At 58.7% G+C, this 25,338-nt stretch carries 18 protein-coding genes; 8 read left to right on the forward strand and 10 right to left on the reverse strand.

What is annotated here, in order from left to right:
- Positions 1–747 precede the first annotated feature (747 nt).
- The 3 genes from JJB99_RS32035 to JJB99_RS32045 all read left to right on the forward strand — a co-directional run bounded on the left by JJB99_RS32035 (position 748) and on the right by JJB99_RS32045 (position 4,849).
- Positions 748–1,038 (forward strand): hypothetical protein, encoded by a 291-nt coding sequence (locus JJB99_RS32035; RefSeq protein WP_200496134.1) that lies wholly within the window; start codon positions 748–750, stop codon positions 1,036–1,038.
- A gap of 1,028 nt (positions 1,039–2,066) precedes the next feature.
- Positions 2,067–2,984: a TauD/TfdA dioxygenase family protein gene (locus JJB99_RS32040; RefSeq protein ID WP_200496135.1), complete on the forward strand. Its 918-nt coding sequence runs from the start codon at positions 2,067–2,069 to the stop codon at positions 2,982–2,984.
- Positions 2,985–3,160: 176 nt separating this feature from the next.
- A complete protein-coding gene (locus JJB99_RS32045; protein ID WP_246775067.1) occupies positions 3,161–4,849 on the forward strand; it encodes a carbohydrate porin in 1,689 nt (562 codons plus the stop codon).
- Positions 4,850–5,352: 503 nt separating this feature from the next.
- Here JJB99_RS32045 and fdxB read toward each other — a convergent pair.
- From fdxB to nifD, 8 genes are all read right to left on the reverse strand, one after another.
- Positions 5,353–5,649: a ferredoxin III, nif-specific gene (gene fdxB, locus JJB99_RS32050; RefSeq protein WP_200496136.1), complete on the reverse strand. Its 297-nt coding sequence runs from the start codon at positions 5,647–5,649 to the stop codon at positions 5,353–5,355.
- 12 nt (positions 5,650–5,661) lie between these two features.
- Entirely contained in the window at positions 5,662–5,862 is a 201-nt protein-coding gene (locus tag JJB99_RS32055) for a CCE_0567 family metalloprotein (protein WP_200496137.1), read from the reverse strand.
- A gap of 9 nt (positions 5,863–5,871) precedes the next feature.
- Complete coding sequence (locus tag JJB99_RS32060; protein WP_200496138.1) at positions 5,872–6,342, reverse strand: NifX-associated nitrogen fixation protein; 471 nt, start codon at positions 6,340–6,342, stop codon at positions 5,872–5,874.
- A 7-nt stretch (positions 6,343–6,349) separates the two neighbouring features.
- The gene (nifX, locus tag JJB99_RS32065; RefSeq protein WP_200496139.1) at positions 6,350–6,745 is read right to left on the reverse strand and encodes a nitrogen fixation protein NifX; all 396 of its coding nucleotides are present in this window, start codon (positions 6,743–6,745) and stop codon (positions 6,350–6,352) included.
- Complete coding sequence (gene nifN, locus JJB99_RS32070) at positions 6,742–8,145, reverse strand: nitrogenase iron-molybdenum cofactor biosynthesis protein NifN (protein WP_200496140.1); 1,404 nt, start codon at positions 8,143–8,145, stop codon at positions 6,742–6,744. The genes nifX and nifN overlap by 4 nt, the downstream gene beginning before the upstream one ends.
- Positions 8,146–8,154: 9 nt before the next feature.
- Entirely contained in the window at positions 8,155–9,834 is a 1,680-nt protein-coding gene (nifE, locus tag JJB99_RS32075) for a nitrogenase iron-molybdenum cofactor biosynthesis protein NifE (RefSeq protein WP_200496141.1), read from the reverse strand.
- Between the two features lie 96 nt (positions 9,835–9,930).
- Positions 9,931–11,487, reverse strand: a complete 1,557-nt coding sequence (nifK, locus tag JJB99_RS32080) for a nitrogenase molybdenum-iron protein subunit beta (protein ID WP_200496142.1) — start codon at positions 11,485–11,487, stop codon at positions 9,931–9,933.
- A 72-nt stretch (positions 11,488–11,559) separates the two neighbouring features.
- Complete coding sequence (gene nifD / locus JJB99_RS32085; protein ID WP_200496143.1) at positions 11,560–13,059, reverse strand: nitrogenase molybdenum-iron protein alpha chain; 1,500 nt, start codon at positions 13,057–13,059, stop codon at positions 11,560–11,562.
- Positions 13,060–13,534: 475 nt separating this feature from the next.
- Here nifD and JJB99_RS32090 point away from each other — a divergent pair, with 475 nt between their 5' ends.
- Complete coding sequence (locus JJB99_RS32090) at positions 13,535–14,338, forward strand: calcium-binding protein (protein ID WP_200496144.1); 804 nt, start codon at positions 13,535–13,537, stop codon at positions 14,336–14,338.
- 1,288 nt (positions 14,339–15,626) lie between these two features.
- Complete coding sequence (locus JJB99_RS32095) at positions 15,627–16,352, forward strand: response regulator (RefSeq protein ID WP_200496145.1); 726 nt, start codon at positions 15,627–15,629, stop codon at positions 16,350–16,352.
- Positions 16,353–17,139: 787 nt separating this feature from the next.
- On the opposite strand, the gene JJB99_RS32100 is transcribed toward JJB99_RS32095, so the two are convergent.
- Together JJB99_RS32100 and JJB99_RS32105 are read right to left on the reverse strand one after the other, a co-directional pair.
- Positions 17,140–18,342 (reverse strand): methyl-accepting chemotaxis protein, encoded by a 1,203-nt coding sequence (locus JJB99_RS32100; RefSeq protein WP_200496146.1) that lies wholly within the window; start codon positions 18,340–18,342, stop codon positions 17,140–17,142.
- A gap of 357 nt (positions 18,343–18,699) precedes the next feature.
- Positions 18,700–19,137: a NolY gene (locus tag JJB99_RS32105; protein WP_200496147.1), complete on the reverse strand. Its 438-nt coding sequence runs from the start codon at positions 19,135–19,137 to the stop codon at positions 18,700–18,702.
- A gap of 735 nt (positions 19,138–19,872) precedes the next feature.
- On the opposite strand from JJB99_RS32105, the gene JJB99_RS32110 reads away from it, so the two are divergent.
- The 3 genes from JJB99_RS32110 (at position 19,873) to cysN (ending at position 23,797) form a co-directional block, all read left to right on the forward strand.
- Complete coding sequence (locus JJB99_RS32110) at positions 19,873–20,271, forward strand: hypothetical protein (protein WP_200496148.1); 399 nt, start codon at positions 19,873–19,875, stop codon at positions 20,269–20,271.
- A gap of 688 nt (positions 20,272–20,959) precedes the next feature.
- Positions 20,960–21,895 (forward strand): sulfate adenylyltransferase subunit CysD, encoded by a 936-nt coding sequence (gene cysD, locus JJB99_RS32115; RefSeq protein ID WP_200500395.1) that lies wholly within the window; start codon positions 20,960–20,962, stop codon positions 21,893–21,895.
- Positions 21,896–23,797, forward strand: coding sequence for a sulfate adenylyltransferase subunit CysN (gene cysN / locus JJB99_RS32120; protein WP_200496149.1), 1,902 nt, complete (start codon positions 21,896–21,898; stop codon positions 23,795–23,797).
- Positions 23,798–25,338 lie beyond the last annotated feature (1,541 nt).

Consider the following 25,338-nt stretch of genomic DNA (forward strand, 5'->3'; position numbering starts at 1 on the left):
GAAGATTTCTCCTTCGAGGGATCCCAGTCATCGGAAAGCAGGCCGTCGCGCGCCCGCTCGGCGATCGCGACGGAACGTCCATCATGGCTTTCCGTAATAAAGAAGAGCTCGCGCTTGAAGTGACCCTGGTTGTTGCAGACGGCCAGTCAACATGTCCATCAGGTTCGTTCGCGCGCAGAGACTTAAATTTCATTGCTATTTCCCCAGACGCATGACATGCGCAGCGTCATGCCCCACGATTGCCATGGGTTCGCTGAAACAATCAATTGCTAAGGTTGGTAGTTGACTGGTGCGCAAGGCGTTCATGCGGGTGCACGTAACGCGGTTGTTACAAACTGAGTGAGCACGTCTTAGCGTCTAGACGACCCCCGGGCATTCTGATTTGGCGGCAAAAAATTGCGGACGCTCATATCCTCGATCATACGGCGGAAGGACAGGGCTGACCTGAGCGATCCGAACGCCTCTAGTCTGAGGGTTAGAGTCTGAAAGTCCTCCACCCTCTTAGACAAAGGTGGGCCGTGCAAATTCGCCTCACATGTCACAATGCGTACGCTTCTCATTCTCGCCTCGGTTACTGCAGGGTAGGCTGTAGGGTTCCCTGACGGAGGGCTTGCGAGGCGTTGCGATACCCTGCACGCCCTTTTTGGATTATCCGGTCAAGCACCACATTCCATTCGGCAAGCAATTTGCATCGCGTATCGCGCCACCGGAACGGGAGGCATTGTCTTAGCTAGAGGGATCATTCTCATGATTGCAGCCAAGCACGACACCACCAAGCCGCTGGAGATCGAGGCGCTCCTCCTCATCGGTCGATGCGAAGGTGTGGCCACAAAGCCGCGCGATTTCGAAGCTCACGGCGGGTTGAATTCGACGACCCATCACGAACGGGACACGGTCATTGAGCTATTCAGCCAAGAAGCGAACAGCGACGGCCGCCAGCGTAACCGGTTTGCGAAGCAGGCGTCGTCCCTTCTCGGCCGCCTCACTGATCTATGCGTGTCCTGGGAGCCCATTCATCCTCTCCATCTCATACTCTAAAGCGGACTGTCAGGCGGCCAGCTAAATCGCCGCCGACCTTAGCTATCCTCTCGGTTTCGCGCATAGAAAGGTGCAGAACTCCTGCACCGCCTGACGACGTCCAGCTTTTGCAGGCCTCCCAGCGAGCTTGGGTCGGTCCAGACTGGCGGAGGTAACCAGATTGACCGATTCCAGGAAGGCCCGCACGGGGCTCCGCCGTGCGGGCCTTTTTATTCTCGGTTGTGGCCGGCATCGTTCGCGAGCGCGCTGTGGGCGACGCTGCCGCCCACTAAAACCCCATCGCAATTCGATTTCGCGCGCACAACTAGAGCCGGTTGCGGCGGTCCAACAACCGGCGTTGTCGCAAGTCGCGCCCGTTACGTTCCCGACGTCGCTTTGGCTGGTGTTGAACATCATCCAACGGCCGGGGCCAGAAGGAGATCCGAACCATCAAAAGCTGGATCCGCGGTTCTTGTGCGGCGTCTGCATGATCCGGCTCACCGCCGCATGCATTTACCCTTCTCGCCAAGGAATAGCACGCGATCGAGAAACACCGTCGTGTCGGCAATGCTTGCTCGTGGTACTCGCTCCACACGCATCTCATGAAGACCATATTCGCTGGGAATGGCGCACTGTATCGCTACTTGCGCCAATGCGACATCTTCAAACGCCAGCGGCCAGGTAATACAATGAGAATCCTCAGCTCTTCTAATGCCCCGCCTGCGGAGTCGTGGCCCATGCGGATACAACGAGCCTGACAGCAGCATTCCGTCGTCGATCTCGCGTGAACGTGGATAGGCTTGCGTCTCGGTCAACTACCAATCTTTGCAATTGTCCGAGGTGACCGGGCATGTCAAACGGCCGGAAAATCAGCGTCGTGTAGGTCACACGTGATCTCGTTGATATCGCGCGAAGCGCGCAGCAACGGGTCCATAGCAGCGGAATTTGATGCCGCCTGCATGTGCCGTCCGATTCTGCGACTTACTCATTCGCTTCCCGGCCCAAAAGGTTGGTTTTGCGAACGAGATGATTTTCGGGAGAATGCCAGCATGACCAAGATATCCTCGATCGACAGTATCATTCCGCAAGCCGATATCGCAAAGCGCGCGGCGCGGATCGGCGCTGAAATCAGGAACATCAAGCTGTCGGGCGATTTGCCGGCGGAGACGATGACCGCCATCAACAGCCTGCTGCTCGAGCACAAGGTTCTCTTCTTTCGCGATCAGAGCCATCTCGACAATACAGAGCAGGAGCGCTTTGCCCTCCGTTTCGGAACGCTTATGGCGTATCCGATACTCGGTGCCATCGAGGGAACGGTATCGATGATCGAGCTTGATTCCGCGCGCCCCCCTCGCCGAGCCGACCTCTGGCACAGCGACGGGACCTTCTTCGAGGCTTATCCCAAAATCGCGGTCCTGCGAGGCGTTGTGATCCCACAGTTTGGCGGCGATACGATCTGGTCAAACACCGGGACCGCCTATCTGGACCTGTCCGCGCCGCTGCAACGGCTTGCCGACGAACTCTGGGCGGTTCACAGCAATGCGTTCGACTACTCCGTCATGGCCAACAGCGAGGCCGACAAAAAGCATCTCGACGAGGTGTTCGCCAGGACGGTCTATGAGACCGAGCATCCCGTCGTGCGTGTCCATCCCGAAACCGGAGAACGCGCGCTGGTGCTCGGCGACGTGGTGCAACGCTTGGTTGGCATCCCGAAATATGATGGCCAGAGGCTATTCACCCTTTTCCAGTCCCACATCACCGCGCCCGAAAACACCGTGCGGTGGAGTTGGAAGGTGGGCGATGTGGCGATCTGGGACAACCGCGCCACGCAACATTATGCGGTCAGGGATTACGGCGACCAGCGTCGTGTCGTTCGCCGTGCCACCGTCGCTGGCGAGGTGCCCGTCAGCACCGATGGTCGATTGAGCTCGATGCGCATCAAGCCCGCCAAGGAGCCACCCGCTTAGGTCGCTTAAGGCTCCCCAGAGACGTCAAAGATCCCGCCGACGCAGACTCTTCCGCTCGTTTGCTCTTACAGCATTCACGAGCGTGGTCCGCTGTCGGCATTGAACAATGTCCACTCCCGGCGCCTGCTGCGATGAACTCTTCTCCGACCGCGATCTCCCTCTTCTCATGGACGTCCGTGTCGCGCTTTCTGACGCAGCAGCTTCCGGGCTTTGCGAGTGAGCTCCGGACCAATCTGGTCGGCGCACACTCGATCAAGGCCGGCAACAAGGAGGGGAATCTCGCGCCGGATGTGGGCGTGGCGATGAGGGTCCGCACTCGCTCGGCTGCGGCTCCGGTCTTCAGCCCTCGATCAACGATGTGGCAGACCGGGCTTGCCGTCGCCGCATCCTTTGCGGCGAGTCTCGTCTGCGGCTCGGCTTTGGCAGGTGCTGAGAAAGCATCGGACACCAGGAGCGAGGCGCCGAGTGAGGCTCCTGGACCAGCAATTCAAAAGCAGAGCGGCGCGATCATCAGCATCCGAAGCGGTCGGCTCAAACGAACAGCGCCTCTCGCCGCCCGCTCGGCGCCGGCACAACCGATCAATGACCCTGCATCGAGGCATGATCGTCCGGACAAAGTTGCTGGGACTAAGCTCCCAGAGAAGATCGACCCATTCGCGAAATTCGATAACCTGCGTGAGAAAGGCATTTGGCTCAATATTCCCGGGCCTGCGGATACGATCGATCAGGACAAGGACGGGGTGAGGTCCGCGCTGGCGGATCTCGGGATCGGCTACGTGGGCTGGACGCAAAACACCTTAATCGACAACCGAATGCCGAATGCAGCCAAGAGCACCATCTTCAATCAGCGGTATATTGGCGAGAGTCCGACATTCGGTACCGTAAATTCCATGATCGTGACCTACGATCTCGGCCGATTTGGAATTGCTGATGGTCAGATAACCGTAGGGGCCGAGCAACAATATTGGACCTGGAAGCCTGCCGGGCCAGATCGGGTGGGAATCAATACAATCGCCTATTACCAGACGTTCTTCGACGGGAAGCTCGAACTCAAGATGGGTTACCTCCGAAATCATGACGAATTCTTGGGAATGAATCCGTTCGGGCCGACGCCGGTCATCTTGTCCCAAGCTGGAATGAGCAACAATTCCGCGCCGGCCCCGGCTCTCAACGTGAGGTACAATCTTGATGATCGCATCTACAACAAGATTTCGGTCCAGCGCTCGGTCAGTCCGGATGGCCAATTGGCGCACATGAGCGAAAACCCCACCGGCTTGAACTGGCGCACGGCCAATGCCGGCATTTTGTTGCTTGATGAATTTGGATACAAGGCCAAGGCGACTGAGGGATCGCCCGAGACCTGGTTGCGGGCTGGAATCGGTTTCAACGACAGCCACTATCCGAACTTGGCGGATCCGAGCCAACCGAGAGCCAACGCAAACAGCGCCTATTACTTAGCAGTGGACCGGCAGTTTTGGCAATCTGATGCCCAGGGTTCGCCCGCTCGGGGTATCTATGGTGGGTTCTCCGCCATGTACGCTCCGTCTGACGTCAACAAGGTCAGCCGCTATCTCGAGCTTCGTCTTTATGCGAAAGGACTATTTAGCAGCCGGCCAGGTGATCAGATTGCCATTGCTGCCACCAATATCGCTTGGAGCCACTTTGCAGTCGATGCGGCCTTGGCTAAGGGCGATCTCGTCCATCGCGATAGCACGGCGATCTGGGGCAGATACACCGCGCGGCTGGCGCCGGGCGTCTATGCAACCCTGGGCCTGCTATACATCAATAACCCGACAACCATTACCTACACGCGCCAAACCGGACATGCCCTGAACGTCTTGGTGTCGACATCAGTATTCTTCTAGTCCGTTGGTGGATTCTGCCGCGAGTACCACGTCAGAGGCAGTTGCCGAGTTCTGAGCGCGATCTGCGCAAAGACTCCGCCGTCGCCCGGCCACCGCGAGCTTCAGCCCGAGCATCAAGTGGTCCCGCTACTAAATGCGGCGAGACGACGACCACGGCGGTAGTGCCATCCACGCCACGCATGAAGACAACCTCCATTGTCCCATTCGCTTCGCAAGCCCTTCGTTGAGGTAAGTCCTCGCCGTCTCTTTCGCTCGCCCATTGATCATTCCCACCTGAAGTGAGCGATCTTTCCCGACCGGACATCGTCATCAGGTCTTCGTCGGGGAGATGGGCATGTTCGTGTGTTCGGATGCTCATCGAAGCGGCTGAGTTATTGTCCGCGGCTTTCGCCGAGTTGCGCCGCCTAACGCGCAGCGTGAAGTTGCGGCAGCCGGAATTCTCTCACGCGCGCCTTCGCACGGAGTGTCCGTCCTTGTCCTGCACAGACGAACGGAGGCGGCCGTCAAGCCCCTTCCGCGGCGGGCGCGTGAGTCTGGCAGTTGGTCGGACAGACCCGGGCGCAGGCGCCGCAGCCGATACAGGCGCCCTCATCATTCATCACCATGATCTTCTTTTCGATCTCATCGTCCTCGTCGCTGTCAAGTTCGACAAGATCGCCCTCCTCGTTGATCCCTTTTAATATCATGACATGGCGACCACAGACCTTGAAGCAGCGTCCGCATCCGATGCATTTTCCGGAATCGATCGAGACGAGATAATCGGGCATCCAGCCGCGGCCGTCGCGCGTTGCAAATGACATGCTTGTATACCTTTACGCCCTTTCCTGCGCCTTGAGATCCTCGCGCTTTTTCTCAAGCTCGGCAAACGCCTCATGCGCTCTTTGCGCCACCGCCATGATCGAGTGCCAGTTGAGCGGTAGCTCCTCTGACAGGTCGTGCAGATCCATCTTGGCCTGCGTCGCTTTGGCTGACAACTTCTTGATGTCTGCCTTCAGCATTTCAAGTTCGCTCATGTCCCGCCCTCAATAATTCGCCGCGTCCGGAAATTTCCGGATCATTCGGGTCCCGTCTGCGACATATTTGTCACCCTCGGCGGCGAGCTTCGCAAGATTTTCGAACCCGAAGCGATGCACATCGCGCAACTGCTTGTTGACGACGATCAGGCGGCCTCCGATCAGCACCATGCGGCCAAAGCCTTCATGATGCATCTTCAGCATCGGCTGGATCATCACGCCGGTTGCCTTCTCGATCGAGAGCGCGACCGCATTGAAGAACAGCTCCACGCGCCATACCGTGTCTGGATCTGGATCGCCCACGATCGGCAACGTGTGCCGCTTCTCCTTGTCCAGGATATAGGGGTCCAGCAAGTCGAGATCGCTCTTGCCCTCCCAAGCCCCATGGCTGTCCTCAGCGCGCCAGATCTTGACCAGCTGCTTGACGAACGGCGCATCAAGAGCAGTATCGGGTTGCCCCGCTTCTGCGGCCTCAGTCATGTGATCCTCATTCCTCGAAATCGAACCTGCGCTCCCCGGCCTTCGCCAGGGCCTTGCGGATCCAGGGGGGTGGCGTCCCCTTCAGCATTCGTTGGAGCTTTTCGAGCAGCTCCAGGATGTTCTCCGGCTTGTTCACCTTGATGGGATGTATTTTATTCGCCACCACCCGCGCAGCACCGGAGCCGCCGATCGCAACGACATAGAGGATGGCGCAATCCTTGATCGCCTCGATCTTGGGCGCGAGCTTATCCTCGTTGCCGTCTTCCGAAAGATCGCCGTCGAACTGCAGCGCCTTCAGAAAGACGTGCCCGTCCGGCTCGACGTCATAGACGACAATATTCTTGGCCCAGCCGAAATGCGCATCGACGCGCCTCAAGTCCTGGGTAGCGAATGCGACCTTCATGCAATCGACCTCTCTGTTGCGTCAGTGAAGCTGCGTCCGGACTTGAGAGGCGGGGTTGAGGCCCGCCAGCTATCGGGGCAGGGCTTATGATTTTCCTCGCGGTCGGCGATGAGAAGGTTGGCGATCTGGAAGATCAAATCGCGCGTGCCGCGATACCCAACGGACAGCTGGTGTCCTGCGCCAAGGCGGTCGAACATCGGAAATCCCGCGCGATGAAACGGGATCTTGAGCCGCTCCGCCGCTTGGCGGCCGTGCGAATGCGTGACCAGCAGATCGCAATTCGCTCTCCGGGCGCGCTCTTCCAGATCCTCGAGATCGCCGATCAGCACCTCGTCGGTCCTTATCCGCTCCAGCACCGGCGAGGGCGTGGTTGTCACGGCCGCCGTGACCTGCGCGCCCATGTCGTGCAGCATGCTGGACAGGTCGAACAGGAGATCAGGCTCGGCACCGATCGCGAGCTTACGGCCGCCCAGATGGAAATGGGCGTCCAGCATCGCATCGGCGAGCTGTCCGCGCTGACGCCGGTATTTGGTTGGTACAGGGCGGCCGGAGATCTCACTCAAGAAGGCGATGAATTCGTCGTTGGGGATAAGACCACACAATCGCTCGAACAGGCGAAACGGCACCTCGGTCCTGGTCTGCATGGCTTCTGCCGCCCGCCGCATCTGCGCACCGATGGCAATGGTCCAGCCGGACTGGCCCATGCTGGCAATTTCCTCAATGCCGATGCCGCCGATGGTCGTTGACGTAAACTCCTCGGGGATATGCCCGTCCAGCGATCCCGCCAGGTCAGGCAGGAAGCGTGGCTTGAGCCCGAAATCCTCCAGAATCGTCCTGACCTCATCGAGGTCCGCGGGCGTCAGGTGACATCCGGGCAGGACATTCACCCGCGCGGGATCGCGCTCTGCCCCGATCGTCGGCGCCCTGACAAGCACCTCGACCATGCGCGCCACTGCCTTTTCCCAGCCGTCCTGGAACGCATCCTTGAAATCGGGCGTCGAGACATGGACCAGGGGAAATGTGGCGAGTTGCGGATGCTTCTTGCGGATCAGCTTGATGGTGCCGTCGATATCGTCGCCGTTCGTTTCCGTTACCCCGGTCGAGCAGATCCCGATGATCGCCGGCTTGGTTCGATGGTGGATGTTGAGGATGGCTTGTTCGATATTTTCAAACCCGCCGAGCACGGTTGTCACCTCGCTCATCGCGGTGGTCTGCAGCGGGACCGGCTCCTTGAAATGCCGCACGAACAGCGTCAGCCCAAAAGACGTGCAGCCTTGCGAACCGTGCAGAACCGGCATCGCCCCGCGCAGGCCCATGAACGCGAATGCGCCGCCGATGGGCTGGCTCATCTTCAGCGGGCTGACCATGCAGGCCTTGCTCGGCGTGCTGACGAGAGCCATGACGCCGCCCTATTCCGCGGCCTGCCGCATGGCAGGCGGCTGCGAGACCGACATCGCCTCAAGGATGCCCTGGATCCGGCTCCTGCAGCAACCGCCGTATGCGTCCGTGTGCTCTCTGACACCCTCAACGCTCGTCACACCATGCACGTGGATCGCATCTTCGATCGTTCCTCGATCGACCTTGTTGCAGAGGCAAACCTTTTTCGCGCGGCGGCTCGCCTCCACAAGAGCCGGGGTTGTTGCGGTGTCGGCGGCCTGTCCGTTGCCCTGCGCAAGGGCCAAGCGCGTGGGCTGGCCATCCTTGGTGATATCGTCCCATGGGGGCGGCCGGCGCAGCTGCTCCCACATCGGATTGAACAGCGCCTTGTCGATCTCCTCGACGAGCTTCACGATCCCCAAATAGCCCATATAGGCATGAGAGCGCTCCTGGTTGATGTCGAGCCAGGGCATCGCCGCTTTCAGCGCGACGAATTGCGACTTGCCGCCGGAGAGCATGATGTCCGCTTTTGCGGCCTTCAGCATCCTGTACATGTCGCGTGGCGCCATGTCGTCGATCATATGGGCGTCCTGTCCCATCCGCTGCTTGATGCGCTCCTTGTCTTCTTTTGTGGATTTTTTGACGCTGGTGCCGACCAGCTCGAGGCCGGCCTCCTGCAACGCGGCGAGCACGGACCAGGATTTCACGCCACCTGTGATGAGGAGTGCCCTCTTGCCGACCAGGCGGGGCCTGTAGGATCCGATTTTCGCCCAGGCGCTCGCCTCCTCCCGCGCTATGACCACCTCGGTACGGCCGATCAGATCTTCCGGGGCCCCGCGCGCGACCAAAACGCGTGCAATGTTGCGCAGTGCATCGCTGGAGTCCTGGATACCGTAGAACGAGCCTTCGAAGAACGGGATGCCGTAGCGCTCTTGCATCTTGCGCGCCACATTGATCATGGACTTCGAACACACCAGCATGGCGGCGCGCGCCCGATGAGATGAGGCAACTTCACGATATTTCCCGTCCCCGGAAATGCAGGAGAGAATGCGGATGCCGAGCTCGTCCAACAGCGGCTTGACCTGCCACAATTCGCCCGACAGATTGTATTCGCCGATCAGGTTGATGTCGCAAGGCGTGGTGTGGTCCGGCTCTTCGGTGCCGATGACATGATCAAGCAATGCTTGGCCCGCAAGCTTGTTGCCGAGGTTTTTCGACCCTACGAAGCCTGGCGAATTGACCGGAATCACCGGCTTGCCGAACTTCCGAGAAGCCGCCTTGCAGACGGCATTGATGTCGTCGCCGATCATGGCCGGAATGCAGGTCTGATAGACAAAAATCGCTGCCGGATCGTATTTCGCCAGGATCTCCTTGATCGCCTTGTAAAGTCGCTTCTCGCCGCCGAACACGATATCGGTTTCATTCATGTCAGTGGTGAAGCCGGTGCGCCAGATGCTGGCCCCGGACGAAGCTGCACCGCGGTTGTCCCAGGAATTGCCCTCACAGGCGATGGGTCCGTGCACCAGATGGGCCACGTCGGTGAAGGGCTGCAGCGCAATCTTGGCGCCGTCGAAGGCGCACCCGCCGGCCGCACTGCCCGGCTTAGGTGGCTTGGTGCAGCCCTTCTTGCGCTCAGCGTCCGACTTGTCGGCGTTCTTGGCGCAGCCCGGCTCGTTGAAGACGTCCAGGATTCTGGCCGAAAGCGAACTCATCGGTCTCTCCTCTCAATCGCGATTACGTGAGATCAGCCATCGCACGCTTAAGCTATCGCCGATGTTTGCCGGCGATGACTCAAGTGTCTTTCGTCATCAACGAATGATGTCAAAGCTATAGTCGGTACCTGCAACGCTGGTCTTCCTGTCGATCTCGTCAAAGATCTTGTCGAGGATCTTCACCAAAACGTTCATGCCGCCTTGATAGCCCCACAGCGGAGAGCGGTGATGGTGATGCCGATCAAAAATGGGGAAACCGATGCGGATCAGCGGGGTGCCGGTATCGCGCTCCAGATATTTGCCATGCGTGTTGCCGATCAGGAAGTCGACGGGCTCCGTGAACAGCAGCGAGCGCATGTGCCAGAGGTCTCGCCCTGGATAGGCATGGCAATTCTGCCCAAACGGCGAGCTCGCAAACAACGCCTGCATTTTATCGTGCCAGGCCTTGTTGCCGTTCGAAGACAGCACATGGACCGGTTCGGCGCCCAGTTCGAGCAGGAAGGCAGCTAGCCCATAACATAGATCTGGATCGCCGTAGATCGCGAATTTCTTGCCGTGGATATGCGCGCTGGAGTCGGCGATCGCGTCGACTAGGCGGCCGCGCTCTCGCGCCAGCGCCTCGGGGATTTCCTTGCCGGTGATGCGCGATAACGCCATGAGGAGCTCGTCGGTCGCGGAGACGCCGACCGGATGGTTGAAAGCAAGGACCTCCTGGCCATGGCCGGCGATGAACGCTAGCGTCTTTTCCGTGCACCATTGCTGCGCAGAGATCGTCGCCTTGGCGTGAACCGCGTTTGCGGCGTCTTCCAACGTGGTGCCGCCGTCATACATCCTGAACTCGCCGTCGGTCGGCGTATCGAACACATCGGAATTGTCCGCGAGGATGGTGTACTGGACATCCATCAAATCGAAGATGCGCTTGATTTCACGGGTGTTGCCAACGGTGTAGCCGTCAAAGCCGCCGATAAAGTTGATCTTCTCGTTGGGAGCGCGCTCGAGCTTCGGTACTGTCCCGGCTTTGCCGTCCCAGAAATGCTCAAGGATACCCTTCAGCGCATTGTCATAGCCCGTAATGTGGCTGCCGACGAAGGCCGGCGTGTGCGCGAACGGCACATCGAAATCCTGCGGGACCGATCCTTTCTCCTTGGAGGTTTTGATAAAGGCATTGAGGTCATCCCCGATCACCTCCGCCATGCAGGTCGTGGAGACCGCGATCATCTTGGGCTTGTACATGTTATAGCTGTTGGCGAGCCCATCGGTCATGTTGTTCAGGCCGCCGAACACTGCAGCATCTTCCGTCATCGACGAAGAGACGCAGGAACTCGGCTCCTTGAAGTGCCGCGACAGATGGCTGCGATAATAGGCGACGCAGCCCTGGGAGCCGTGCACGAAGGGCAGCGTGCCCTCGAATCCAACGGAGGCGAACACCGCACCGAGCGGCTGGCAAGCCTTGGCCGGATTTATCGTCAGAGCTTCCCGCGCAAAGTTCTTTTCGCGATATTCGGGCGTTTTCGACCATTCCCTGATGCGTTCGACCTCCGCGGGATCTCGAGCGTTCTCGAACATCTTCTTCTTGTTGGTCAGCATTTGCTGGTATTCCGGACCGCGGAACAGCTCGACATGATCGAGCACGTGTTCTGCATTCTGCGCCATTTCGTGGGAATCCTCTTGAAGATCGTGGTCAATGTCGGCTCGACGTCTCTGAAGAGACGGCGGAGAGGCCAGCTATTCCGCAGCCATGAGCCTCGGTTCGAGGGCAGCCTTCCAGGGCGCCTTGGTCTTCCTCCACACGGGCGAGTTGATAGCCATGTCCATGTCGCGCGCGAAGATCGGAAAGCCGTCGTAACCGTGGTACGGACCCGAATAGTCCCAGGAGTGCATCTGCCGGAACGGCACCCCCATCTTCTGGAACACATATTTTTCCTTGATGCCCGAGCCGACCAGGTCGGGCTGCATCTTCTCGACGAAGCGCTCGAACTCATAGCCATTGACATCATCGTAGATGAGCGTGCCGTCCTTGACGTAATGCTGGGCGGTGCGCTGATAGTCATCGTTGTGGCCGAACTCATAGCCGGTGCCGACGACTTCCATGCCGAGATCCTCGTAGGCGCCGATCACATGGCGTGGACGCAATCCGCCGACGAACAGCATCACGGTCTTGCCTTCCAGGCGGGGGCGGTATTTTGCGACGACCGCATCGACAAGCGGCTGGTATTTCGCAATCACCCGCTCGGCTCCTTCCTTGATGCTGTCGTCGAAATAGCCCGCTATCTTGCGCAGTGATTCCGCGATTTTTGACGGACCGAAGAAGTTGTATTCGCACCACGGAATGCCGAACTTCTCCTCCATGTGACGGGAGATGTAGTTCATCGAGCGGTAGCAATGCAGGATGTTGAGCTTCGCCTTGGGCGTGGCCTCGAGCTCGGCCAGCGACCCGTCTCCGGACCACTGGGCGATGACGCGTAGGCCCATTTCCTCAAGCAGGATTCGAGACGACCAGGCATCACCGCCGATATTATAGTCTCCGATGATCGCAACGTCGTATGGCGTCGACTCGAAGCGGGACTTCTCGGGCGTGAGCCTGTCGAAGACCCAATCGCGCACGGCATCGTTGGCGATGTGGTGCCCGAGCGACTGCGAGACGCCGCGGAAGCCCTCGCAGCGGACCGGCACGATCGTCTTGCCGCCATATTCCTTCGACTTGGCCTTGGATACCGCCTCGATATCGTCGCCGATCAGGCCAATCGGGCATTCCGATTGGATGGTGATGCCGTTGTTAAGCGGGAACAGCTCCTGCAGCTCGTCGATGAGTTTGACGAGCTTCTTGTCACCGCCGAACACGATGTCCTTTTCCTGGAAGTCGGACGTGAACTGCAAGGTCACGAACGTATCGATACCGGTCGTGCCCGCGTAATAGTTGCGCCGCGATCCCCAGGAGTACTGGCCACACCCCACCGGACCATGGCTGATATGAATCATGTCCTTGATCGGCCCCCAGACCACGCCCTTGGAGCCTGCATAGGCGCAGCCGCGGATCGTCATCACGCCGGGGATGGATTTGAGATTGGACTTAACGCCGCAATCCGCTTTCCCTGCCTCGTGAACGTTCAGGTGCTTGGCCCGCCGTTTTGCAGTCTTCTCGGGATAGACCGTCAGCACCTCCTGGATGAGGTCCTTATTGCGGGCCTTAATCTCCTCGGTGCTTTCGGTCCTAGCGAAGCTCATGCTGATATCCTTTGAGAGTTAGCGCGACGGTGCTCGGCCAAGAGTTTAGCAATGACCGTGCCAGCCGCGCGCAAGCGCAAAAAATAGCGGGATTGGAAGCACATAGCTTTGTCGGCAAACCCGGCCGCACTGTGTTGCAAACGCGACATCGGGAGCTTCCCCATCGACGGCTTCGTTTGCGCCTGTTCGATAGAAAACAAGGACGAGCGCGTGTCATGCACCGCTGATATTCGACTGCAAAGCGTTAGCCTTGGGTGGGCTTGGCGCGCCCGCTGACGATCGCATCATAGCCCGGCGGGCACCAGCTCAGACCGGCACCAGCCGATGCGCCGAGATGTTGGCCAGAGAAGCGCGTCTGGATGTATCCGCCAGGTCGATGCGTTCTATCAGAACAATGAATTGTTCTAATCCGCCGATGAGCAATATGAACGAGCCAGGTGGCATGGTGGGGGCTGTCTAACAAGGAGTATTCGCGATGGACAAACCAATTGTTGGCGGTCCGGGCAGCAATAGTCTCTTTGGCGGCGACGGTAACGATATCATCATCGACCCCAAGGGCGATGACTGGATCGACGGTCGTGCCGGAAACGACGTCATCTCGGCCGGCGAGGGCAATGACCGAGTCTTCGGCGGCCAGGGCAATGACAACGTCTTCGGCGACGAGGGTAACGACTTCCTCTATGGCGACAACGGCCCCGACAAACCGCGAATCGTCAATGAGGGCAATGATAAGCTCTTCGGCGGCGCCGGCGACGACGTCCTCTTCGCTGGTGACGGCAGGGATTCCCTGACGGGAGGCACCGGCAACGACACCTTTGCGTTCCAGTTCCACGACCCGCACCCGGGATTTGACCAACAGTACGGGCCGGCCCCCGACCACACCACTATCGTGGATTTCGACCCGGCACAGGACACCTTCACGTTCGACGCGGTCGGCTTTGGCAGCGACGGGCTCAACGCGAACTTCCTCAATCACGTCAGCCAGCAGTCTGGCAATCAGGTGGACACCTTCTACAGTGGCCCGGCCTCAGGTGCTCACGGGGAACATGTCGTGGTGATCACCGATCGGGGTTTCTCCAACGGCTCTGACGCAGCCACTGCTATTTCGGCGGCCCCCGGCGACATTATCGCCTACTTTGGGTACAACAGCATGACTGCGAATCTGGCCTACGTCACCTCCGCAAACCACGTTGACGAGTTCGCCCACCTGAGCAATGTGCACAGCGTGGACGGCCTGGCCAGCTTGGGCCTGAGCGCATCGGACTTCACATTCCACTGACCCGCAACCCATGCCGAACCGCGCCCGCCCTGTTCGGGCGGGCGCTTTCGTTTTCCGCTGCTTGCCAGGAAATGGCTGGCGTAGCGCTTCAGCTTGATGAAGCTGTGTCGCGCGCTGGCCGCGGACCCGATCGTCCTGAAGCTCGTCGGGCAAACACCCCAAAGTTCAATCAATGAGTTTGCTGGCACCACTTGATCTCCCGGCACGGGCTTGATCTCGAATGGCAGCACGCTCCGACCCTCCGGAAGGTCCGTCCCTAAGAGGCATCTCTACCGCTTCTTTGATTTGCTCCTGCTGGAGCGCAGCCTCGACCTCGAGGCCTGTTATCGTGATAACCGACGCAGTGGCGACTCTGAGCGCTCCAGGCCAATTCTGCCGACGCGCGACGCCTTGCGCCCGCCACCGTCTTGTTCTCGCTGCTTAAACGGTCCTGTGAATGTCAGGAACTTGCTGAACCTGGGCCGGCGACGGACTTGAATCGTACGTAGCGTCAGATTGTAGGTTTTCCGACACGGCCGCGCGACTCTTCGGTCGCGCCAAAACATCCCGACAGCTAGCAAGAATTGCGAATGTCTCAAGCTCTTAAGGTTGGTTCGCAACCTGCTCACGCGCCTCGCGGCAGCACGTCGTCGAGATGGCCGAACAGCCAGGCGGGAGAACCATCGCCGCCCGATTTGCCCGAGGAGAAAGGCCGTCACTTGGAGAGCAGGGATCGCCATCTTCGCCTCGCCGCTGGCGGATGGGAGAACGATCTGAACTCGAGTTCCACATCCGAGGCTTCACCGTAATCGTTGTCCGAGGTCAATGCAGGCTACGCGTGGTCGCACCGCATGCGTAATTGGCGCATTGCCGGGATGGACCGACCAGGGTTCACTGCCTCTCCAGAGGCCGCAGCGTGGGGAGCGTACGCGACTCGGTTTTGGGACTCGCCAGGGTGCGGCATGTGTTTTCGGCCAAGGCGTAGATTGTCTCGTCGGGAGCGTATGGCGGGCGAATGCGCGAGGGTGTTGTCCCGGCCCTTAGTCCCTTCACTGATTCGTAGCCTCCCTGCCGAGGCCAGGATCACCGCAAGGGTTGCCGAGAACGCATGCGATCCACAGCTGACGGCCGCAGTTCCCGGTAGGCCGATGAATAGATCGGATAAATTGGTCGTTGACGACTGGTGCTCTGCGCCAATGCCAGCTGCCGGGCGGTTTACGTCAAAGGAGAGCTTTACAAGACCCGCGCGGCCTCACGTGGACGATGACCGGCTCAATTCACCCCGTCGTAAATTGACGAGAGAAGATGAATGCGAACGCTACTGGTTGATCATCAAACCGCCTTTGCGCGTGCCGTGCAAGGAGCTCTCGTGGATTGTGGTTTCGCCGTCGATGTGACCCGCACTCTGGACGAAGCGGCGGCAGCTCTTGATTGCGCAGGCTATGATATTCTTCTTCTCGAGTTGGCTCTGCCGGATGGAGACGGCTTGGACTGGTTGAAGCAGTTGAGGCGGAGCGGCAAATCGATGCCCGCGATGGTGATAAGCGGTCTCAACGATCTCGATCGCCGGATTGCAAGCTTCAACGGGGGGGCGGACGATTTCCTGTCAAAGCCCCTGTCTACCGTTGAACTCATCGCGCGGATGCGAGCGATTCTACGGCGATCAAAGCAAATGACGGCCCCACTCATCGTATTTGGGAACGTGAAATTCGATCCGATTGCCCGGCAAGCCTGGGTTGATGGGCGGCCGCTCGGCATCGCGCGTCGTGAACTGTGCCTTCTTGAGCATCTGCTCAGCCATGCAGGGCGCACGGTGCCGCGCGCCTCACTGGAGGATAGCATTTATTCGTTCGACAATGAGGTCTCGACCAATGCGCTTGAGGCGGCAATCTATCGTTTGCGCGGACATTTGAGGCGGTCCGCCGCGACGCTACGGATCAGGTCCGCGCGCAGCATCGGCTACTCTCTTGAATTGAATGGCGCATCCGCCCCGCTACGGGTAGAACCTGAAAGCAAGACTTCCCTCGTTTCTTGAAAATCGCTGGTCAGTTCCTTTTACCCCCGGAGCGTCGTTCGTTCTCGCCTGCCCGATCCTTCTTCCCTCTTTCCGGTCCTTCTGGAAGTCCACTTACTGCCGCAGCAAGGATCAAGCGGGTTGATCGACTGGCGTAGCCGACCGGCAGCGTGTTCCTTCAAAGACCTTGATGAGCTGCCTTTCGGGGAACCTGCCTTTGCGCATCGTCTTTGTCCCTGGAGAACAGAAGCCCTAACCTAAAGCTGAGGGCAGCAGGTCGCCTAGTTTATCCAGAATGCCGTGCCCGCGCGGGAGGCGATCCATGCCGAGGCGGCATTTTTTCCCGCATCCAGTTTCTCGGACCCGCCTTGGTGGATGACGAAGGCACTGAATTCGCCAGACCGTTGCAGCCGCACAACCGCGGAACTCGGATCGAGAGGGACATCCGTATGGACGAATGGCATTCGCGCGACGCCGACGTATTGGCGTGGATGCGGACGGCCGCGTGGTCGCACGCCATCCCGGTCATCGCAAACTGCAAAGCAAGTTCCCCAACCGGCCGTGCCTCAGAACGAGACCACCAAGATCCGTACCGCTCGCTGGCCGCCAGCTTACGTGCTTGCAACAGCATCGCTCGACCGCAAGTCTGTCGAAACAGCATCCGACCTGGCCTACGACCCGCGCCATGCTGAACCAACACCCATTATCGATCCGACTGATTGAGTTACGCCTGGCTAATCGACGTCACAGTCAGCAGATCTCATGGTGAGTTGGTTGTTCGACCTGCACTTGAATTGAGCGCGCCGTATTACGCCCTGATCTTGATCAAGAAATCGCTGACCTGCCCCTGCAACGATGCGACATTGTTGCTCAAATTCTTCATCTTCCCGACGGCCTGGCCTGCCGATGAGCCAGAGGCTCGCGAAGCATCGTTGAGTTTGTCAATATCGCGAGACGCGTCGCGCATATCAGCACTGATGTTGGTAATGCTTCTTGAGATGTCGTTCGTCACGATCGACTGCTCCTCTATCGCCGCCGATATGCTGCTCGATATCTCCTGCAACTTGTCGATTATGCCGGCGATGTCACTCATCGCCGCCGTCGCAAGTTCCGTCCTTTGTTGAATGGCAACAATTTGAGCATCAACCTCGCTCGTCGCTTTTGCTGCCTGCGCGGCAAGATTCTTCACTTCACCCGCCACCACTGCAAAGCCTCGCCCGGCCTCGCCGGCGCGTGCTGCCTCGATGGTTGCGTTGAGTGCCAGCAAATTGGTTTGCGAGGCTATGCTCTCGATCATTTGGACGACGCTGCTGATCTTCGTCACCGAAGCCACGAGCTCACCTAATGTGGCCTCAGCGTGCCCGGTCTTGTCGCGCGCAACCTGCGAAATGCTCGCTGCCGTCGAAACTTGCCGGCTGATTTCCGAAATCGACGCCGAGAACTCCTGAGCGGCCGAAGAGACCGCCGTCGAGTTTCCTTCGGTCTTTTTCACCATTTCGGTCATGGCTTCGGTGCGAAGACAGACATCGTCCGTTGAAGCTGTAATGTCCGATGCGGCCGCTTGCATGTCCTGCATTGAGCTCACCACAACGTCGACGACCCGCGACACGTCGCTATCAAATCTTGTCGCAAGACTTAGCCGCTCTTCTCGCATGCGAACCAGGTCGGTTATATCCTGCCAAACACACACGACGACCGGACGGCCGCTGAATTCCGACACAACAAGACTTATCCTGACCGGAATGGAGGACTGGTCTTTGCGCCGAAGCCACCATTCGATCGCGACGTGGCCTGACCGGGTCACTGCCTCGTTGGTCTGCTCGAACATCTGCGCAACAGTCTTGCCGTTCGGTTGAGGATCGAGCGAGAGCGAGGCGATACTCAATCCTTTCAGCTCTTCTCCACTGGAAAGCCCGAGCATGTGAGCTGCAGCGTCGTTGCCGAGCACGCATTTGTCAGCATCATAGACGGTGATACCGTCCTTGATCGACTCGAAAGCCTTGATGGCCATCGCTTCGTCCAAGGTCACTGCTGATCGCTTCTGCCCTCTCTTCGACGTCAGGACGGAAAGGACCAGCATAAATCCGCCAAGTACGAGTCCGCCCCAGAAGTGAAGTGATAGGACGTCTGCATTAGCCGCGACTGTCGCTGCGGGGACTGACAATGCGAGGGCGAGACTTGATATCCGAGTGTGCCACATGTTTCAAACTGCCGGTTAAATCAAACGAAAATGGTCGTATCGAACCTCGATTAAGACTTCCCTTACGCAAGTGTCCTGTCGGCAGCATTTGCGCGTTCGTACATTTGTCATCTTCTAAAGAATCAAACCGACTTCGATCCAACCCACATGGGACGAGGCAAAACTTGATCAAACGGTGGAGGCGACAGCGACGACAAACCTGATGAGTAAGCCCAGCTCGAACTCAGCTATGATTGCTCGTCCTAGAATGAGTTTGGCGATCTGCTTTCGGTTACGATGCGTTCGCATCTCTTCCGGCAATGCTGCAACTGCATGATCATAGATTCGTCCCAGGACCGACAGCTGTTCCGGATCGCATAGGCTGCGGTAGTCCTGTATGACTGGCCCATCTCCTCTATCTATGACCTCGCCGCCGGGTCGCTCGTCGCGTTTTGCCCAGAGAGCGAGCGCTGTGGCTATCAGCTCGATTGTGAGCTCATTCAGCAGTTCGGTGGCCTGGCGTACGTTCTTGCCATCGTCAATCAGGCTCCTGATCTCTTCGATTTGTAGCCCAATCCTCTGCTTGAGCTGCCGGACGCTCGAATTGCAGGGATGAAACTGCGCCATGCGCTCTATAGGGTGAGGATCGGCTGGACTGTGCTGCGGACGTGTCCTCACCGGGACCACGAAAAACGCTTGACGCGCCTGTGCGGGTGAATCGCGGCTAGTCGAAGGGTCAGCGCTCAAAGCGCCTTCACTCGATACGCTCGTTTCAGGCGCTCTACTGGCCGATTCCGTAGACCCGTCCCCACTCATAGTCATGACTGCCTCATGCACCCTTCTGGCACGCGAATTTGGAGATTGAGACCTGCCGGCCCGATCGCGCAGGGCTGCCCGACCGCCTGATCAATCGACAAGCGATCTTGACGACCTGCGGTGTCTCAGTTCTAAATTCACCGGCGCGCTGACTATCCAGCGTTTAGGTCAATCGGTAAAATCGATTGTTATGATCGAATGTATCCACGCCGTGGATGGACGACAGGAGTTTCGTTCTTCAACTCCAGCGGCGACCCGTGTGGCCGCTTGTCTCTTGATTGACGGCGGACGAATACCACCGCTCACTCCGACATAGTCTGTTTTGACGGGCCGCCCACGAGGATGCTTCCGCGCGCGAACATTCAACGACGAGCCCCGATCAAAGCGCCGATCCTGACGTGGCATAATCGCCTGGCTCTCTTGTTCAACAATGTCTGTTGCTGACGATCATCCGCCGCGCGACAGTCGGTTCGGACAATTTCGAAACCGGCCAATGGCCGCCGTCCGCGACGGCCCACTTTTGAGCGTTTGACACCACGAGCCGACATGAAACGTCTCTTATGTCGGGAATACCTCACGCTGGAGCCAGTGAGTCTGGTGATCTTTCCGGACGATCAGCTTTTGCCTGTGCAGGACATCATCTGCTGGACCGATTTGAGCGGTCCCAACAACATCCTGCGCCATCGGAGTCAATCCGGATCAACGGGCAGGCCCAGGCAGAATGGACAGAAGCGTCCCAAGGGTGCGCTGAAAGACGTTGAGCTCGCTTGCGAACCCTGGCCCGCTAATGCGGATGGATCCGGCCACAGTAAAAAGCGCCCGACCCCTTTGGGGCCGGGCGAAGTTCAGTCTGGGAGGAGCGATGCTACAAAACATCGCACCAGCTTCCGTCGGCAGATGGAGGGCTGCCGGCGGTTCATGTACGGCGAGGGCATTCGCCGTTAACTTTGGCGACGAGCAGGCCGATATCCATTACGAATACAAAGCGCTGTCGCTTCCGACCTTTCCATTGATGGCGCGAGTCGAACAATTCTTCCGAACACTCGCGCGTAGACAAGTCGACACCGACGTTCATGAGACCTTCAACACGTCAAAATGAAGGCCATTGCCGAATGGCGCCCGCCGCAAAGATGCATGATAAGCCAATCAAGAACCGACAATCGGCATCTGAGACGGCCCTCACATGAAACGAGGCAACCCGGCCTGATGATCTATTTCTCCAACTGAGCTTTTCTATCTGCCATTCCGCACAATTGGTAAAATCGATTCTGTCGATGGCGCACATCCAGGCAATGAATAGAGAGAACCGCTCCAGGGTCTCGGTCTTGAAATGGAGTTGATCTTGATCTCCTCATCTCATAACAAACGGCCTTCAAGCACGGGAGTGAGGTGGTCATTCCAGATGCGATCTGTTCCCATCTCTCTGCGTTCTCAACCGTTGCGCTGGCGGGATACGGAAACGAAAGCTGCACGTCCGCAAGGAACGCGGCCTGGATGACTTTCGAGAAGCCCGCGCGAATATTCGCGCGTGCTTTCTGTTCACCGTGACGGACCCTGGGAGCGGCCCATGCGCTATGGCAAGCTAGATTATCGAAACGGCGACTTGCCGCGCGGGGACCCGCAGTTGGTTAAAATGAACGCACAAGAGATCACCAAACCACAGACTCGCACGCTGCCGCGGCACCTGCGGCGGCTCGAGGCCGAGTCCATTGAGATTATGCGCGAAGTCGTTGCCGCATTTCGAAAGCCCGTAATGCTTTATTCGAGCGGCAAGGATTCGAGCGTCATGCTGCACCTGGCGCAGAAGGCCTTCTATCCGGCGAAGGTCCCGTTTCCGCTGTTGCATGTCGACACAACCTGGAAGTTTCGCGAGATGATCAGCTTTCGCGACGAGACGGCCCAACGTCTCGGCATCGACCTGATCGTTCATGTGAACCGGGACGGGATCAAGCGCGGCATCAACCCGATCGATTCCGGATCGACGCTGCATACCCAGGTGATGAAGACAGACGCACTCAAGCAGGCGCTCGACCTCTACGGCTTCGACGCAGCGTTCGGTGGCGCCCGGCGCGACGAGGAAAGGAGCCGGGCGAAGGAGCGCATCTTCTCCTTCCCTTCGCATGGACATGTCTGGGACCCGCGCAACCAGAGGCCGGAGCTGTGGAATCTCTTCAACACCCGCAGCCGCAAAGGCGAGACAATGCGCGTGTTTGCCATTTCAAATTGGACGGAGCTCGATGTCTGGGAATACATCATGCTGGAAAACATTCCCGTAGTTCCGCTTTATTTCGCAAAAATGCGCTGGGTGGTCCATCGCAATGGCGCGCTGATCATGGTGGATGACGAGCGCCTGCCTTTGGCTCCGAACGAGACACCGGAGCTTAAGATGATGCGTTTCCGCACACTTGGTTGCTATCCGCTGAGCGGCGCCATCGAGTCTGACGCCGCCACCATCAAAGACATCGTTGCGGAAATGCGGGTTGCGACACGTTCCGAGCGTCAGGGGCGGCTGATCGATACCGATGAAGCGGCCTCGATGGAGAAAAAGAAGCGGGAAGGCTACTTCTGAATGGATACTGATGCGCTGCGAGAGCTCACCTTCACCGGCAGCAAGGATCAGCTGTATTTCATCACCTGCGGGTCGGTGAACGATGGAAAGTCGACGCTAATCGGCCGGCTTCTGCACGACAGCAGGGGGATCTACGAGGATCAGCTGCAGGCGCTTGCGCGCGACAGCGTCAAGCACGGCACAACTGGGGATGCTATCGACTTGGCCCTGCTGGTCGATGGACTTGAGGCTGAACGCGAACAGGGCATCACCATCGATGTCGCCTATCGCTTCTTCACCACGCTGCGCCGATCCTTCATGGTGGCCGATACACCCGGTCACGAACGATATACGCGTAACATGGCGACCGGCGCTTCCAACGCCCAGCTCGCGGTCATTCTCATCGATGCGCGCAAAGGCGTCCTGGTGCAGACAAAGCGCCACTCCTACATTTGCGCGCTCTTGGGCATCCGGCACGTGGTCGTGGCCCTGAACAAGATGGATCTGGTCGATTACCGCAAGGAGGTTTTTGATCGCATCGTGGCCGACTATGTCAGGTTCGCTTCGAACCTTGGCTTTACGTCGATCGCGGCTGTCCCGATCTCCGCGCGATACGGCGACAACATCATCAACCGGTCCCGCAATACCGACTGGTTTCACGGCCCTTGCCTATTGGACTATCTCGAAAGCATCGACATCCAGTCCGAGACGGCTGGCTTGCCGTTCCGTTTCCCGGTACAATGGGTGAGCCGGCCGCATTTGGATTTTCGCGGCTGCGCTGGAACCGTGGTCTCTGGCAGCATTGCGGTTGGCGACGAAATCGTCGTTCCGGCATCGGGACGCAATTCGCGCGTCAAGCAGATCGTGACGTACGATGGCGAGCTTGTGCGCGCCGAAGCCGGCGATGCGGTGACCATTACGCTGACCGACGAGATCGACATCGGCCGCGGAGATGTCATCGCCAAACCGACGGAACGACCGGAGGTCGCTGATCAGTTTGCCGCCCACGTGATCTGGATGGACCAGGAGGACATGGTCCCAGGCCGGTCCTACGCCTTCCGGATCGGCACGCAATCAATTGCGTCCGGCAGCATCACCGCGATGAAATACAGGATCGACGTCAACACGGGCGCGCATGTGGCGGCCCGAACTTTGCGCCTCAATGAAATCGGCTTCTGCAAGATTGCAACCGTACTGCCGGCAACCTTCGACGCCTATGAAGCGAACCGGCGTACCGGCTCCTTCATCGTGATCGATCGCGACACCAACAGGACCGTCGGCGCCGGCATGATTGCGTTTCCCTTGCGGCGTGCCGCAAAGGCCTGCCAGCCGCTCTCACTCGGGAAGAAGGAGCGCGCCGCTCTCAAGCACCAAAGACCCTGCATCATCTGGTTTACCGGGCTTCCCGGCGCGGGCAAGTCGACCATCGCCAACGTCGTCGACCAGAAGTTATTTGCGATGTCATATCACACCATGCTCTTGGACGGCGACAATCTCAGGCACGGTGTCAATCGAGATCTCGGCTTCACCGAATCCGATCGGATTGAAAACATCCCCCGCGCCGGCGAGGTTGCCAAACTGATGGTCGATAGTGGCTTGCTCGTGATCTGCTCATTCATCTCGCCCTACAAGGCTGAACGAGACATGGTGCGCGATCTCGTGGGCGACGGCGAATTCATCGAGGTCTTTGTCGATACGCCGATCGGCGAATGCGTGCGGCGCGATCCGAAGGGGCTCTACGCCAAGGCGAAATCAGGCATGATCAAGAATTTCACCGGCATCGACGCCCCATACGAGGCGCCGGGCGCGCCCGAAATCCATTTGACAACACTGAACCAGCAGCCGGAACGGTTGGCCGATACGGTGCTAAACTGCCTGGCCACACGAGGGATCATCGTGCCGACCAACCGAACGGCGAATTAGCCGGCTCGGCTGTCAGAGCTGTTGCCGACGGGCTGACATTTCTCACCTCCAACCTAATATGGCTGCGGACCAAACACCACGCCGTCACATAATGCCAAACTCCTGCACCATCCGCCGACGTCGAGCTTTGCGGGCTTTACATCGCTAGCGAGCCTGGATCGCTCTAGGCTGGCCCGACATTCTCCAGCATGAAAGGCGCGGTCGGACGCGGCGCGCTCGCTCTGGCTTCTCTGGTAACGTCATGCCTTCCTGCGTCAGTCGGGGCATTGACCAACAGCTGACTACGGTCGCTCTTGTAAAGGGCGCCTTGGCTGTTGTGGTAGAGCTCGTCTCCGGCAGTTACCCACACATGCTCGTGTCTCCGGTTCAGACGGCGTTGTGGATCAAATGCGCGGCTTGCGGGCCCGGCTCGCCACATCGCGCCGCGTGGGATAGGTACGCCCTGGCCTTTGCTGCTGAAGTGCGACAAGGTTCTGAGCAGTTCTTGGAAAACGACTCTGCTGCCGAATTGAGCGTCCGCGTGATGTCGCTCCTACCCAAACAAGCTGCTTGCATTCGGCGTTACTCCGCCGGTTCGGGGTAATTTACGCGGAACAATGTCGCCGCAGAAAGGTTCATTGATCACCTCTACCACGCGCTCTTGAACGGAGCTGCAGGCCCCACGATCTACGGGGACTCGGTCGGTCGTTACACAACTCCTCTCGACTTCGTTCTGGACAACGCGAACCCACCAAAGAAATCGCATTCCAAACTTCAGTGTCACCTCCGCTAAACATGTTTCCTGTATGTGTCGGGCGTGACGGCAAGCAAGCCGATTGCACCAATCACTAGACGACACGGGATTTATCGAACGGTGGGCTTCGCCGGATCTTCTCAGGAACACTGGGTGAGAGCCGAAGCCAACGCGCACAGATTTGATCCGTTGGATGAGCCTCATGACAGCTGCGAATTCAGAAACTCACTTGCGTGCCGTGTTGCGACGCGTCCTGGACGATGCTGTCCAAATGGTGCCGGAACCTGCGCGGACGTCTTCCTTAAAAGCATGCCTTGCCGAGAAGATTTTAAATCTTGCCGCGGGCGGCGAAACAAATCCAAAAAGTCTGACCCGGCTCGCCGTCCAGCTGATTCAGGACTCATGTCCGAGCTGTTCGGGATGTGAAGGTTGGCGACCGGCCCTTACGGCGAGGAAGCGCACCGATCACCCACATGCCGCACATCCACTGTCGTCAGACTAGCGCGACCCGAGGCGAACGACTTATGCGCGCCGTGGTCTTCATAAATGCCGTCGTCTTTCCTGAGTCAGCCGAAACATTGTGCTGCAACATCGGAAGACAGGCCGCAATTGACAGAGTGGCCCTCAGGATGATCAACCGGCCGGCCGCGCAACTAGAAGTGAAGCTCGAAGTGAAGATCGCGACGTGCACATCGCTGCACCAGATAGCTGTCGCATTTTGAGGACGGCAGACGGCCGCTTGGCCAGGCCAGCTCATGCTGTGGCGGCCCAATGGGTCGCGATCACATGGGCGGCTGTGTTGAGCGCA

Origin of the sequence: Bradyrhizobium diazoefficiens, from assembly GCF_016616235.1 — a bacterium.
In the GTDB taxonomy this organism is placed as follows: domain Bacteria; phylum Pseudomonadota; class Alphaproteobacteria; order Rhizobiales; family Xanthobacteraceae; genus Bradyrhizobium; species Bradyrhizobium diazoefficiens_H.